Origin of the sequence: Neptunicoccus cionae, assembly GCF_002860325.1 — a bacterium.
GTDB lineage: Bacteria > Pseudomonadota > Alphaproteobacteria > Rhodobacterales > Rhodobacteraceae > Amylibacter > Amylibacter lutimaris.
Map to the genome: position 1 here is coordinate 632,885 of NZ_PKOJ01000002.1, position 13,977 is coordinate 646,861.

The 13,977-nt window shown below is 54.5% G+C and carries 16 protein-coding genes; 14 read left to right on the plus strand and 2 right to left on the minus strand.

Annotated features, from left to right (window positions below; translation table 11 throughout):
- The first annotated feature begins 91 nt into the window (after positions 1-91).
- Both C0U40_RS20390 and C0U40_RS08900 read left to right on the plus strand, forming a co-directional pair.
- On the plus strand, positions 92-253 hold the full coding sequence (locus C0U40_RS20390; RefSeq protein WP_101655449.1) for a helix-turn-helix domain-containing protein: 162 nt from the start codon (positions 92-94) through the stop codon (positions 251-253).
- Positions 250-1,449 carry a hypothetical protein gene (locus C0U40_RS08900; protein WP_145991915.1) on the plus strand — a complete coding sequence of 400 codons (1,200 nt, stop codon included), beginning with the start codon at positions 250-252 and terminating at the stop codon, positions 1,447-1,449. Before C0U40_RS20390 ends, C0U40_RS08900 begins: the two co-directional genes overlap by 4 nt.
- On the opposite strand, the gene C0U40_RS08905 is transcribed toward C0U40_RS08900, so the two are convergent.
- On the minus strand, positions 1,442-1,633 hold the full coding sequence (locus tag C0U40_RS08905) for a hypothetical protein (RefSeq protein WP_101655388.1): 192 nt from the start codon (positions 1,631-1,633) through the stop codon (positions 1,442-1,444). The two genes, C0U40_RS08900 and C0U40_RS08905, sit on opposite strands and share 8 nt — an antisense overlap.
- A gap of 791 nt (positions 1,634-2,424) precedes the next feature.
- On the opposite strand from C0U40_RS08905, the gene C0U40_RS08910 reads away from it, so the two are divergent.
- From C0U40_RS08910 to C0U40_RS08950, 9 genes are all read left to right on the plus strand, one after another.
- Positions 2,425-2,835, plus strand: a complete 411-nt coding sequence (locus C0U40_RS08910; protein ID WP_101655389.1) for a hypothetical protein — start codon at positions 2,425-2,427, stop codon at positions 2,833-2,835.
- Positions 2,836-2,853: 18 nt separating this feature from the next.
- Positions 2,854-3,126 carry a hypothetical protein gene (locus tag C0U40_RS08915; RefSeq protein WP_101655390.1) on the plus strand — a complete coding sequence of 91 codons (273 nt, stop codon included), beginning with the start codon at positions 2,854-2,856 and terminating at the stop codon, positions 3,124-3,126.
- The gene (locus C0U40_RS08920) at positions 3,123-4,505 is read left to right on the plus strand and encodes a DUF4055 domain-containing protein (protein ID WP_101655391.1); all 1,383 of its coding nucleotides are present in this window, start codon (positions 3,123-3,125) and stop codon (positions 4,503-4,505) included. The genes C0U40_RS08915 and C0U40_RS08920 overlap by 4 nt, the downstream gene beginning before the upstream one ends.
- Positions 4,505-5,119, plus strand: coding sequence for a hypothetical protein (locus C0U40_RS08925; protein WP_101655392.1), 615 nt, complete (start codon positions 4,505-4,507; stop codon positions 5,117-5,119). Before C0U40_RS08920 ends, C0U40_RS08925 begins: the two co-directional genes overlap by 1 nt.
- A gap of 105 nt (positions 5,120-5,224) precedes the next feature.
- Positions 5,225-5,593 carry a hypothetical protein gene (locus C0U40_RS08930; RefSeq protein WP_145991916.1) on the plus strand — a complete coding sequence of 123 codons (369 nt, stop codon included), beginning with the start codon at positions 5,225-5,227 and terminating at the stop codon, positions 5,591-5,593.
- Positions 5,586-6,248, plus strand: a complete 663-nt coding sequence (locus C0U40_RS08935; protein ID WP_101655394.1) for a hypothetical protein — start codon at positions 5,586-5,588, stop codon at positions 6,246-6,248. Before C0U40_RS08930 ends, C0U40_RS08935 begins: the two co-directional genes overlap by 8 nt.
- On the plus strand, positions 6,248-6,436 hold the full coding sequence (locus C0U40_RS08940) for a hypothetical protein (protein ID WP_101655395.1): 189 nt from the start codon (positions 6,248-6,250) through the stop codon (positions 6,434-6,436). The genes C0U40_RS08935 and C0U40_RS08940 overlap by 1 nt, the downstream gene beginning before the upstream one ends.
- A complete protein-coding gene (locus C0U40_RS08945) occupies positions 6,433-7,209 on the plus strand; it encodes a terminase large subunit domain-containing protein (protein WP_101655396.1) in 777 nt (258 codons plus the stop codon). The genes C0U40_RS08940 and C0U40_RS08945 overlap by 4 nt, the downstream gene beginning before the upstream one ends.
- Complete coding sequence (locus tag C0U40_RS08950) at positions 7,206-7,925, plus strand: hypothetical protein (RefSeq protein WP_101655397.1); 720 nt, start codon at positions 7,206-7,208, stop codon at positions 7,923-7,925. Before C0U40_RS08945 ends, C0U40_RS08950 begins: the two co-directional genes overlap by 4 nt.
- 244 nt (positions 7,926-8,169) lie before the next feature.
- On the opposite strand, the gene C0U40_RS08955 is transcribed toward C0U40_RS08950, so the two are convergent.
- On the minus strand, positions 8,170-8,349 hold the full coding sequence (locus tag C0U40_RS08955; RefSeq protein WP_101655398.1) for a hypothetical protein: 180 nt from the start codon (positions 8,347-8,349) through the stop codon (positions 8,170-8,172).
- Positions 8,350-8,758: 409 nt separating this feature from the next.
- On the opposite strand from C0U40_RS08955, the gene C0U40_RS08960 reads away from it, so the two are divergent.
- From C0U40_RS08960 to C0U40_RS08970, 3 genes are all read left to right on the plus strand, one after another.
- Positions 8,759-11,347, plus strand: coding sequence for a DEAD/DEAH box helicase (locus C0U40_RS08960; RefSeq protein WP_101655399.1), 2,589 nt, complete (start codon positions 8,759-8,761; stop codon positions 11,345-11,347).
- Positions 11,348-11,444: 97 nt separating this feature from the next.
- Positions 11,445-12,221, plus strand: a complete 777-nt coding sequence (locus C0U40_RS08965; RefSeq protein ID WP_101655400.1) for a DUF5131 family protein — start codon at positions 11,445-11,447, stop codon at positions 12,219-12,221.
- 73 nt (positions 12,222-12,294) lie between these two features.
- Complete coding sequence (locus C0U40_RS08970; protein ID WP_101655401.1) at positions 12,295-13,554, plus strand: three-Cys-motif partner protein TcmP; 1,260 nt, start codon at positions 12,295-12,297, stop codon at positions 13,552-13,554.
- The last annotated feature ends 423 nt before the right edge of the window (positions 13,555-13,977 follow it).

Consider the following 13,977-nt stretch of genomic DNA (forward strand, 5'->3'; position numbering starts at 1 on the left):
CACAGGACCTATATTCATGACCATTGACCAAATCGCGTCACAAATCGACTCTCTCCGGGCGGACTTGATCCGTTCAAATCCACCACTGATAATGACCAGCGCCGAAGCCGCCGAGTTTCTTGGCGTGTCAGATGAAACGATGCTTCGCTGGCGCAAAGACGGTTTCGGGCCGTCATATTCACAGCCCAATTGCCGAATTGTGCGATACCTTCGCGACGACGTGGTCGCATGGCTCGAGGAGAATCGGTGTTGAAGTATCAGGAGGCAAAACAAGACGTCGAGCAATTCACCGACGGCGACGACGTGCTGCGGGTGTTTCGCGGGTCGATCACAAAAGCAGTTGAGGCGGGGCAAAAGTTCGCACTGGACCATCCGCGCATCCAGAAGAAAGTGACATACGAGACACTACGGGCCGGGTTGAAAGGTGAAACGGTGCGTGTCCCGACATTTGAGACGTTGGTCGATTTGCATTGTGCCATCGACGAGGAGCCACGGGCATACTGTGAACCTCCCGCGATCCCTGAGACATTCGACGAGTTCAGGAAGGTGGCGCTCGAATACGCCTCCAACGTCTGGTGGTATGAAACCCTCGGTCTGGCCGATTTGGTCAGGCCCGCGTCATGGCAGGCGCAGCTTTCACGCGAAGGCACACCCAGAGCATGGCCGCAGGTCCGCGAACGCGCGGTAGAATGGCGTGAAAAAGCTCTGAAAGCCCTTGACGCTTGGGAGCATCGACTGCGCGAGAAGAAACACGCGCGGGAGATGATAGATACTTGGGTCAAGGATGTGCTCGACAAGGAAGGCGAAATCGCGGCAAGGGCCGAGTTCAAGCGTCTCAAGCAATATGACTTCATCGAGTATTCTGGGCACAATTCGTTTGACCCGGCCAAACCAGATCAAGAGCAATTCACATTCACGGAAATGGAAGAGAGCGATTGGTTGCCCGAGTATCAGGAGCGGCTGGAAGCCGGTTGGTCGCGTTATCGCCCTGACGACCCAAAACCTGATCGAATAAGTCGGCGACTGGGAGTTGCAAACTTCTGTGACGACTATCTGGTGACAGCATGGGCGGCAGATTGTGAGTTCGAACGCCACGAGGCATGGGACCCGTTTTTGCGGTGCTTGTCGGGACCGGAGCGCGTTGTCAGGATCAAAGTAAAGCGCGATGCCCGCCACGCATTGGAAGGCGAAGAAATCCTGCGCGACAAGACCAAGAAGTACTTCGATGGTCGTCGCGTTGACGAATATGCAGAATACGTCTGGCGGTGGCGCGATGCGGACGAGCTAGACACACGCGTCGATGCGGAAGTCAGAGATAAAGCGATCAAGCTCGGATTTGCCATGGTTGATGGCACTGTGGAAACGCCCCGTGAACTGCTCAGGGATGTTGTGCAGCCGATTGAGCAGGACGATCCACAGTGCCCAAGAGGGCCTTACACGATTAGCTGATAGCGTCGAGGCGCAGCATGGCGGCACGCGCCGTTGCGCCTCGGACATTGTTCGAAATCCAAGCGCGCACAAGCTGCGGGCGTTTTTGGGGCTTGGAATGCTGGAAGCGTGATTGCGCGTCATCAATCACCTCGTCGAGGTATTCAGCCATGTGCGGTGTGCGCGGTGGGAAGTCAAAAGGCATTCGGGTCATCCTTCTTGATTGGGTTCGGGAACGTCAGACGTGCTCTCCGTTGCGGTGTTGATGCGTGGCATCATACAGGCAGCGGGCGGCGGCATGCGACTGTAATGGCAGGTAACGATAAGGGAGTTATAGGTGCAGGGGCGTTGAGGCAGGACGCTCGGTATTCTTGATGCGTCTATTCGCGCGCGCACACATATCTGTAATAAAATAATGATGCACTTAGGCGGTCATTCGCATCATTATTTTCTTGCATATACGCACGCGCGCGCAATGCAGTGCATCACTGTCGCCCTGTCTCCTGTCAGAAAGACGTCCCCTTGAGGCGTCTCTCAAGCCCAACTGATAGGCTATCAGTGGGTCCAGTGCGCCAACTCATTGAACTGCAAGTATCATTCTGCATTCGCGACTTGTAACGCACCGCATGTTACAAGGTTTTCGTCGAATTAGCCTCGACCACCCCCTTTCTGTGCCGTCAATCCCCGGACCCGGGCGCATTTGGAAGATCACAAATCCACGATTTTCCCACCGCGCTCGCACCACGCATATCCCCTTTGCTCTGCCACCGCATCGAAGCCCCAGCGAAACCGCCCAAGCAACGCGTTCCTGCACATGCGCCCCACCATGATGCCCGCCACCCCACAACCGCCCGTCTCTGACGCGCTCTGCAAGCCTGCGCGAACCGCCCAAACGCGCCACCTGCTTTTCGCGGTTCGCTACCTGAAACTCCGGGAACGCCCGCCGAGCGTTCCTGATATGTTCCCGTCACGCGCTAGCCGCAAGAAGGAGACATTATGCAAATCACCGCCACACTCGACGGCTCGACCGCGACCATCGCGACGAACCATTGCGGCATCTCCACCTCCATGAGCGTCACAGACGCCGCAAACCTCGCCAAAGACCTCGCCGCGTTCACTGATCCCGACGCGCCTTCGGTCGACCGTTCAACTCCAGTCGTCCGCAACCTCAAGCAGCCTCCATTTTGGGGGCCAGCTTATTGGGGGCCCGGTTCATTCCCCGGCTACCCGTTGCCTGAAATGCCCCATCCTGGCTTCTACCGCGATGGTTCGGCTCATGTGTCTTCGCGAGGCTACTGGCTCGATGCCACGGACGACGGGGTGCGCATCACCGACCCTGCAACCAACGGCAAGCTGACAATCCCGCGCGACCAGATTGCCGCCGTGATTGCCGGTCTCAACGCCTAAACCGAGAAAGAAGATCGAATGCCCCTGCACGTCACAATCCAGCCGACGCCTCACGGTTCCCGCCTCTTGGGCGAAGACATTCACACGGCCTTCCACATGGATGTGCCGCTGCCCCCTGATGACCTCCATCAACTGATCATCGCCGCCGCGAAATCCGACGACCTGCATCCGCGCGCCGAACTCATGGGCGTGATCGCTGATCGAACACCCGAAGGCGTCCGCATCCGCGTTGTCGCCAATGCGGCCCACTTCGACATTCCTTGGCCCCTGATCGTGCGAGGCATCAAGTGACCAAGATCAAGCACCGCACCTACCAAGAGCAGCGCCAAGCCTATGACAAAATCCGCGATGTGATTGCGGGCGAAGACCGGCTGAAAAAAGCGGATGCTCGATATCTCCCTGAGCCAGAAGGAATGACAACCGCCCAATACACCCGCTATGTGCAAGGGTCGTCCTTCTATGCGGTCGCCGAGCGCACTTTGCGCGGCATGGTCGGTGCGGTGACGCGCAATGCCCCGGTCTTGGAATTGCCCGACCGCATCGCAGGGATGCGTGACGCGGCAACCTTCGAGGGGCATTCGCTCGACGTGCTTCTAGAAAGCGCCCTGCGCGAAGTCTTGTCCCTCGGCAGGTTTGCGATGCTGCTCGACTACCCGACCGACGGCGCGGCCCCCGGCTCTGCGCCGTTCATTTCCACTTTCGACGCAGAGTCGATCTTGGACTGGAAAGAGGAACTTGTCGGCGGGCGTCAAAAGCTGACCTACCTGCGTCTGCACGAAACCAACCACGACCTCGAAGACACGGGCGTCGAACAACACCTCGTCCTGACACTTGATCCCGCCTACACGGTCATACGCTACCACGTCAAATCGCAGCGCAACGGCCCTGACCTTCAAACGGTCGAAGAGGTGCAAGTCGGCGAAGACATCACGCCGACAATCGACGGCTCGCCCATGTTCGACATTCCGGCGGTGATCGTGTCGCCCTACAACCTGAAAGCGGATGTTGAAAAGCCGCCCTTCCTTGACCTCGTGAACGTCAACCTCGCGCACTGGCGCGTGAGTGCTGACTATTACTGGTCGCTCTACCTGACGTCTCAGCCGACGCCTTGGGTCGCCGGGGCGCTCAACGAGAAGAACAAGCCGAGGCAAATCGGCAGCGGCGCGTTCTGGGTTCTGCCTCAGGGGGCGCAAGCGGGAATGCTCGAATTTACTGGCGCAGGCATCGCCGCGCAAAAGACCGCTCTCGACGATCTGACGGCCCAAATGGCGACGCTTGGCGCACGGATGGTCTACGACGGCAAAGGCCGCAACGAGACCACCGACACGGCCCGTCTGCGTCACCGCTCCGAACTGTCCCTGCTTCACAGCAGCGTCAACATGGTCGAAGCCGGTCTGACGAAACTCCTGCGCCTTGCCGCTGAGTGGACGCGTCCCGGCACCGCAGATGATGTTGTCTTCAAACTGCACCGCGACTTCGTGACCGCCCAGATGGACCCGGCCATTCTCACGGCCCTGCTCAGGGCATACACCGCTGGCGCGATCTCGCACGATACCTTCCTAATGAACCTGAAGAAGGGCGAATTGATGGACGTGAACCGCGCCCTCGTCGATGAACGCGACCTGATCGAGGAGGACGATAACGTGTTGCCCATGCCTGGGGTGGCGTGATGCTCACAGACCCCGATTTTGGCCAGCACAATTCGCGAACGCCGCCTGAAGAACTCCTGATCTTTGCTGTCCTGTCTCGTGCGATCTTGGACCTGTTTGGCCCCACCACTCTGGCGTCCAATCAGGCTGAGGGGAAAAAGTCGCGATACGAAGCCATGCGGTTTCTGACAGACCATTCGGGCGCGTGGGCGAAGCGGCGAACCGAGCTTTGCGACGCCATCGGTTTCAACGGTGACGACGTTCGGGCGCGTGTCATCCGCGTTCTCGAAGGCGACACAAAGGCTCTCGACCACTACGAGGGGCGTGGCTCTCTGAACCATGTCGAAGAGGCCCGCGAACTGTGGGAGCGTGAGAAAGACGCGCGGGCGCGACCCCCTGCCAAACGACGCAAGGAACCGAAGCGAGAAGGCGTTCGCTACATGGAGGCACGTCCCAAGGTCATGGCGCTTCTGGATCGACCACGCACCGTAGAGGAACTGTCTGACGAAACCGGATTCTCCGACGGCGTGATCCGCACCGTACTGAACAAGGCGATTGAGAAAGGCACCGCCGAGAAGAACGGCCCTGAATACCGAGGACTACCTGATACTTCGGTTGCGGCAGCGGCGGCGTAGCACCGATATTCGATCTACAGAACGCGAGTTAGGCTCAACTTTCTGGTCTTGTGATGGAAACGGGGCGGGTTGGGCATGACCCGCCCCAATCACGAGGAACCAGAAATGGCCGACGAAAACGACAAGCAAGCAGAAGCCCTAATTGCCGCACTCGCACCGAAAATCGCAGAGGCGATCCTTCCCCAAATCACGGAATCCGTTGAAACCCAAATGAAGGGTCTCAAGGACAAGAACGACGAGCTTCTGGACAAGCTCGCGAAGCAGAAAGCGGACGACAACCACAGCAAGCTGCTCGCCGCCGCTGAAAGCCAGTACCAAGCCCGCCTTGACGGCGACGGCGTGTATCAGGGGCGCAAACCCGGCGACTCGATCAAGATCAAGAAGTCCGATGCGCGAAACGTGAAGGCGTACCGCGACGCCAAGGCTCTGGCCGAAAAACAGGGCGTGCCGCTTGAGATCGTGGCCAATGACTAAGGTCACTCTGGTGCCCGGAAAGGGGCCGGTGGAGACCCCACGCAAGAAGCCCGGACCGCCCAAAGGCACGCCGCGAAAGAAAACCCAGCCGCACAAAATGGCGGTGCTCCCGGATGCAAAACGGGAGCATTACACGCGGGAGATCGTTCTCGGGCGCATGTCGATGTTTCAGGCGGGCAAAGAGCTTGGAATTTCTGATACGTCGGTTGCGCGGTATATCACCCAACTCCCCGAAGAGGAAAAACTGGCGATCCTCGCGACCGCAATGCACGACGCCAAAGTCAAAACGGCGATGCAGCACGCGGCCATCGTCAATGAGTTTGGCGAGGACACCGACAAAGACCTCAAATGGGTTCTGCGTGAGCTAAAAGCCCTTCTGGAATCCGCTAAGGGCGACGAAGACCGCATGATGCAGTTGGGCGCGCTGAAAGAGCTTCGTCAGAGCCTCATGTCGCTGGCCGACCTGCATGGCAAGCTGAACAAGAAGATGGACATCCACCTGAACCTGAACGAAAGCCCTCAATTCATCCAGTTGCGTTCGATAATCCTGAAAGTGCTCAACAACCACCCCGCCGCGAAGCACGAATTTCTGAACGAGATGGACGCTATGGGGGTCATTCAGGAACCTGTCCTTGTCGATGATCGGAGGCCGTGATGCCGTCTCAAGTCGCAAAAGCCGCCGTTGGGATCGTGAACCAACTCGAAAAGGTCGATCTCGAAAGCCCCAGCGATATGCGCGAACAGTTCGAGTCTGCGCCGCCCATCGTCGTCAAACTCCTGTCCGAATTGGCCGCGCGCCGGATGCTGAAACCAGCGACACAGTGGCCGGGGCAAAACCGATGATCCACGACCCGCACCTTCTGTCCTTCCTGCAAGGCCTGACGGTCAGCCTCGATCCTGTCGAACGGTTCCGTCTGGCTATCGGTGAGCCTGATCCTTGGCAACGAACGCTGCTGTCCACCGATCCGCGTTTAAACGAGGCGGACAGAATGGTCCTCGCCTTGTGCGGGCGGCAGTCAGGCAAATCGACCTCTGCGGGTGGTCTCGGCTATGACGATTTCTCTCAGGGCAAGACGGTGATCCTGACCGCTCCCAGCCTGCGGCAATCGACAGAATTGTTCCGTCGGATTTTGGAATTCAAGAACACCGATCCATTCTGCCCGCCCATCGTGCGCCAGACGCAGACGGAACTTGAGGCGCACCCATCGCACGGCGGGCGGATCATCGTTGTTCCTGCAACCGACCAAGCGCGCGGGATGACGGCGGACACGATCATTGCCGACGAGGCCTGTTTCCTCGACGACGATGCTCTGACGGCCTTCTTCCCAATGAGGCGCGAAACCGGGCGCATTTTCCTTCTGTCCACTCCGAACCTGCGCACCGGCTATTTCTACGAGACATGGACAGGTGACAAACAGGTGCGCCGCATCATGGCGCGCTCCATCGACATCCCCCGGCGCGCGGCGCAAGTCGCCTTCGACAAAGCAACCATGTCCGACACCACCTTCCGGCGCGAACACCTGTGCGAGTTTGTTGGCTCCGGCACGCCCCTCCTGTCTTGGGACACGCTCGAAAACTCAAGCAACCCGAACATCAACGCATTGGAGCTGTCATGACCCCAGACAACCCGCCTAAGTATGAATTCCTGAAAGACGGACGCGTTGTCCTGCCATCGAACGCCGACCCCGCGGCCTTTGGGACGGTCGTTCACGGCTGGCTGAAACATCATGTGGGCATGGATTTGGGGCGCAACGACCCGTCGGCAATCGTGGTAATCCGCGACGAATGCTATCCGCAATTCACGGGTCGAGGGTTCGAGCAAGAACTTGGCCCGCGCAAATGCACCGTCGTCTTTCAAGAGACGATCCAGCTTTACTCCTACACCGACCTTGCCGATTTCCTCGCGCGGCGTCTAAACCAAATTCCGCACTGGTCCCTCGCCATCGACGCATCAGGCTTGGGCGCACCTTTCTCCTCGACCTTGGACAATGCAGGGATCGAACACCACGCCGTCGTCATGACCGCAGGCGCGAACATGTCCCGCAGCGGCAAGGACGTGAAAATCGCGAAAACGATGCTTCTGGAGAATATGGCCGTCGGCCTTGAGACGGGCGCACTGACCGTCGCCCACGATCTTGAAGGCAAGCAAGACTTGCTGAATGAGATCGCAAGCTTTGAACTCGCCAGCACGTCTTCGGGCAATCTCGTGTTGCAGGGTGGTGGAAAAGGCCACCACGCCGACCGGGCCATCGCAACAGCCCTCGCATACCTGTCTGCAACTCATCTCGAAACGACCCTCAGCGGCTCGTATCGGCTGCACGGCTGGGCGTAGCTACACCGACGCGAAAATCGCGCAGGTGTAACTAGACAGTGTCAGAAGTTTTCGGGAGGGAAAGCGTACTGAATTTGGAAGGCTGGCGACACCCAAGGTCCAACGCCACGCCCCTCGCGTTTTCGTACCCCGTGCGAGTAGCATGTGTGCCGGACGCGCTTCGACAATTTGTGCCTCTCTCGCACGCGTTCCCAAGCTTCTTCTGATAGTTCCGACTTAAAGAAATGGAAACGCGATTCTAGCGTCACAGGCCCAACTTCTTCGCAACCATATAGGAAAACCCGCCCGTCTTCTTCAGAAACGTTGCCAGACATAATCTGGCGATAATTGGGTCGTTTAGCTTTTCGTCCCATTGAAAGTAACTCCTTTCCGGTGTTGTCACCTTGGCGATGGCGATCAGATGAAAGGAGAAGGTACCAGCCATCAATGGAACCAACGCCGTATTCGCCGCGCATTGCGCAGCAGAATTCGCATGTCATGATTTCCACCGTTGATTGTTGCGAGCAGAGGGCGCACCCATGTGACCGCAGGTTACATGATACTCAAAGTGAGAGCTGGGAGTCAATATTTAAGTACTTGAAAACAAGCACGTTTAAACGCCCCCGTTTAAACGTGAGCAGAGCGCATAACCCGCGATCTCATCGTGCTCGCTGCAAACGCCCGGGTCGATGTGCTTTGAGGTCGACGAGTGACCCCATCGGTAGGCGAGGCTGCCGGTCAACCAACTTCAAGTTCTCATCAGAGAGACCACTTTCGGTTGTGGATTCGTGTTTGCTTCACCCACGCATGTAAGCTAGCGTGCAGGTAAAAAGAAATGATGAGGTTTGCAAAAAATGGCTTTTAAAACCGGTACTTCCGCAATGACAGCGACTGCGACCCCGGCAGATCATTTTAAGACACTAACGAAGCGGCAGTACCCAGATGTAATGCCTCATCAAAAGGATATTCTTGAAACCTATGCTTCGGAATTCTCGGAGAAAGCCGATGTAGCGTTGCAACTCCCCACCGGAAGCGGGAAAACCCTTGTTGGTCTCTTGATCGCCGATTGGAGACGGCAAAAATTTGGCGAACGCGCTGTATACCTCTGCCCGACCAGACAACTAGTCAGTCAAACAGTCAATCAAGCCATCAACCGCTACGGGATCGATGTCGTTGATCTTTCAGGTAGTAAAAAGAACTTTACGCCAGCTGACAAAACAGCGTTCCTGACAGGCACAAAGTTAGCGATTAGCACATATTCTGGTTTATTTAACACGCACCCATTCTTTGAAGATCCCGATTTGATTATCGTTGATGATGCACATGCCGCGGAAAACTACATCGCAAATATGTGGTCTCTAGAAATTGCGGCAGGCACCCCGCTGCATTCAGCGATGGCAGAATTTTTGAGGCCACATATTGAACCGCAAGATCATTCTCGGCTTACAGGAGACTGGATAGGGTCAGCCGATAGCACCTGGATAGAAAAGCTTTCCACCCCTTTGGTCTCCAAGCTCGAGACGAGCTTTTCTGATATAATAGATGGTCACGCGGACATTGATAATGATCCAGAGTTGTATTTTAAATGGTCGCTACTGCGGGGACACTTGGATGCATGCCACGTTTATTTAGGATCGCGAGAAATCCTAATTCGCCCGCTGATCCCGCCTACATCGATGCACCCTCCTTTTGCCAATGCCACCCAAAGGATATTCATGTCTGCTACTTTGGGAAAGGGAGGGGATCTCGAAAGGCTTACTGGCCGTAAGTCAATAGACCGCCTCAAAGCTCCAGATGGTTTTCAAAGTGCAGGTGTTGGTCGGAGGTTTTTCATTTTCCCAGGGTTGTCATTGACAGGAAGTGATACTGATGGGCTGAGACTCAGCATGCAACAACGCGCAGGAAGATCGCTAATTCTTACCCCCTCTGTTGCGCAAGCTAACGCTCATACCGCATTGGTAGATGAGCACCTTAGTGGTTACCAAGTCTTTGATAAAGATGATATAGAATTGGACAAACAGCCGTTCGTTGCTTCCGCCAAGGCTGTCGCAATTCTGGCAAATCGTTTTGATGGTATCGATTTCCCTGGGGATGAATGTCGTCTCCTATGTGTGGACGGGCTTCCAAAAGCAATGAACGCTCAAGAGCGGTTTATCATGTCGAAGATGGGCGCAACCGCACTATTCAATGAAAGAATACAAACTAGAATCCTTCAAGCTGTTGGTCGCTGTACCCGGGCACTGCAAGATCGCTCCGCCGTATTCATCACCGGCGTAGAGCTTGTCGATTTTCTCGCTGATAGTCGAAAGTGGATGTATTTTCACCCTGAACTGCAAGCTGAATTAGCTTTCGGATTGAACCAGTCAACCAACGTGACCGCCCAAGATATCTATGAAAATTTCGAGATGTTTATGAACAACGATGCAGACTGGTCTGGAGCCGACGGCATGATCAGAAATTCAATAAGCAGCTTTGTTCAAGCAGATTTTCCAGCAATGGAAGAGCTTTCTTTAGTTGCTAAACACGAGGTGGCTTACCAAGAGGCTGTTTGGAACAAGAACTTCAACGGCGCACTAGCTGAGGCAAAGAATGTGTTGTCACAGCTGCAGCATCCTGACTTACGTGGGTATCGCGCTCTCTGGCATTATTTGGCGGGGTCATCAGCCCTTAAGCTGTCAGGAACTAATACTGACGCACAGGCTGTTGCCGCTAGGCTGCAATTTTCAAAATCCCGCAGTGCGGCGCCTTCGGTTTCTTGGCTAAATGCCTTGGTGCGCGATGTGAGTGGTCTTGAGGACGATGTGGGTCCACATCAAAATACCGAGGTTCTGAAACAAGTTGAAGCGCTTGAACAGCAATTTCTCACAATGGGCACGGTCAACAACATCAAGTTTGAGAAAAGGGTGGCGCAGGCTTTGGCAGAGCTCGACAGTGCAAATACATTTGAAGCGGGTCAAGTCAGCCTTGGAATCTTGCTTGGTTTTAGTGCCGGAAATGACGAATCCGACGCCGCACCAGACCCTTGGTGGCTAGGCGACACATTGGGAGTTGTATTCGAAGCCCATGCCGACGGAACTGAAACTACAGTATTTGGCGCCAACAAAGCGCGCCAAGCAGCCAGTCACCCGAAATGGATAAAGGCGAATGTGCCGGGCGTAGGTGATGCCGAAATTTCACCAGTTCTGGTGACGCCATGTACCAGTGCGAAGTCAGGGGCAGAGCCGCATCTCGACGATGTTGGGTATTGGAAGCTAAGTTCGTTCCGGACTTGGGCCTTGCGGGCGACCGATGTGTTACGTGAACTAAAAGGCACCTTCCCCGGTGAAGGCGATCTCTTATGGAGAGATGAGGCCGTACAGAAGCTGGTGAATGAAGGTCTCACACTAGAAGCCATTATCGCTGATCGACCAGCGGCATCCGCAGCTATGCAGATTGTAGCTTAAGGCTGGGTGTGTGACCGATTTAGCCAATTTTGTTGCCTTAATGTTCCGCAGCACTTAGACAAGAGTATAACCTCTTAAACACGAAATCATTGATCCTATGGCCGAAACTCAAATTGAATGGACCGATGCGACATGGAACCCGGTTGCGGGCTGCTCGATCATGTCTGCTGGATGCACCAATTGTTATGCCATGACCATGGCAAAACGGTTGGAGGCAATGGGTGTGGACAAATATAAAGGTCTCACGAGGAAGTCTGGCAAACGGACCATCTGGAACGGCGTCGTCCACGAAGACTACAAATCGCTAGACATCCCCAAGAGGTGGCGCAAGCCGCGGAAGATATTTGTAAATTCCATGAGCGACCTCTTCCATCCAAATGTGTCGGAAGCATTTGTGGCCAAGGTGTGGGAGGTCATGCAAGCCACGCCACATCACCACTATCAAATTCTCACCAAACGCCCCGATAGAATGGCCGACATATTGTCACGCATTTGTCCCACGCCGTTAAAAAATGTTTGGCTCGGAACAAGCGTCGAAGGAAAAGCTGTTGTTCATAGAATTGGTGAGCTCAGGGCTGTTCCAGCATCAATCCGCTTCATTTCGTTCGAACCGCTGATTGATAGCGTTGGGGATATCGATCTGACTGGGGTTGATTGGGCAATCGTCGGTGGGGAAAGCGGCAAAGACGCTCGCCCCATTAAAGAGCTTTGGATCGATGATATCCATCGCGCTTGCCGATTGTATGAGACGGCCTTTTTCTTCAAGCAGTGGGGCACTTGGGGGAAAGATAACAAGAAACGCTCAAAGAAATTGAATGGCCGCGATTACCGAGGGCAAACTTGGGATGAAATGCCATCTCAAGCTCAACTATAGGAATTGTTTTTGCTTTCATTTCCTCGTTCTATTTTCATCCTCAAAGAAAATAATATTAGACAGATGGTGACGCGTGTCTAAAAAGCAAAATTTCAAATGGAAGATTGGCGCGCCGCTTCCCGGCATTGAAGCTCACACAGAGCGGAAACTCGAAGTCATCGAGCAGTATCTGGACGTTTACTTTGACACTGTAACTGCGAACCGCCGCATGGAAACACTCAGAATAACTATTGTCGATGGGTTTTGCGGTGGCGGACTTTATCAAAAAGGTCGTGAAACGAGATATGGCAGCCCCTTTGCACTGCTAAATGCGGTAGAAAAGGCGAAAATTAGGGTCAATGCCGAGCGGCGCAAGCCTTTGGAAATTGTAGCGCACTTCTATTTTAGTGATGCAAATTCTTTGCATATGGCAGCCTTGCGCGATGAATTGTCTAAGAGTAAATTTTCAGAACAGTTAGACGAAAGCATTATCCTTCAAACCGGAGAGTTTGAAAATCTACTCCCAAAAGTGATTGCGGATATCAAGAGGCGCCAACGGCAAGGGCGAAGCTTCTTTGTCCTAGACCAATGGGGATACGTTGACGTTCCAGTTAATTGCCTTCAACAGATTTTCTCTAGCTTGGATAAGCCGGAGGCCATTCTAACTTTTTCGATAGATGCGTTGTTAAACTACCTACGAACGGATGGTAGCGGTTTGGAGGGGCTGCGACAGTTTGGTATCTCGGAAGAATTCGTTTCCACTTGGCAGTCGCTTAAGGACGATGAGCAATTCGGTCGGGCAACCGCTCAGAGAACAATAATGGAGAACCTTCGCAGAAACAGTGGTGCGCACTTTTTCACCCCCTTCATGATGTATTCCAAAACTGACAAACGTTGGATGTTGCTAGCACACCTTTCAAAGCACCAAGCCGCCCGAGACAAAATGCTTTCAGTACATTGGGATAAGCAAAATCACTTCCGGCATATTGGAAAAGGGAGCCTGTTTGAGCTTGGGTTCGACCATCGTCTAATTGAAAGCAAAGATTCCTTGTTTTCGTTTCGTGAGGATGACGAGATTACTCTGTTGGGTGAATTGGAGAATGAGCTCCCAACCCGCGTCATGGACAACATGACTGAGGACATCCTCGCTGTCGAGCAGTTGCTATCTCAGATCGGCAATCTTACCGCTGCTCAAAACGATATGATCTTCAAAGTGCTTCAGAAGCTTGCTTCCGAGGGAGAAATTGAAGTTGAGAAGAAGGCTGGAGGTAGGAAGAAAGCTAGCACAAAGATTGAGGTGTCCGACATCTTAGTTCGACCGAGCCAGAGAATGCTGTTCACGAACTTTAGTTAACAACCGGAATTTGGCATATTCGGTCCCAAAAGAGTCCGTGATCAAAGGTGGTCGGCGTCCCTTTACAAAACGAATGAGTCAGTCTTCTGCGCTCCTCTCGAGTGCAGTATAAGCCTGCGATATTATCGATGGGAGTAGTTAATAATTGGTGTGGAATGTCATCATGGGCTTGTTGGCCGCTGCTCCAAGCGACCCTTGTGACATCCTTGTAATGCCCGACGCGCGTCCGGAAAAACACTGGTCTTCCAAGTATGTTAGCGTCTAGCCCAAGGCATTTGTAATCAGTAGGTCCGCGGTTCGAGTCCGTGTGGGGGCACCATTTAAAACCCATATGACTGTGCAAGTTGAGCTACCCCCCGAAATTCGGACAGTGACGCAAGCTACGATTTGCAGTCTGCTGATCTTCGACGAGAAGGAGATCAG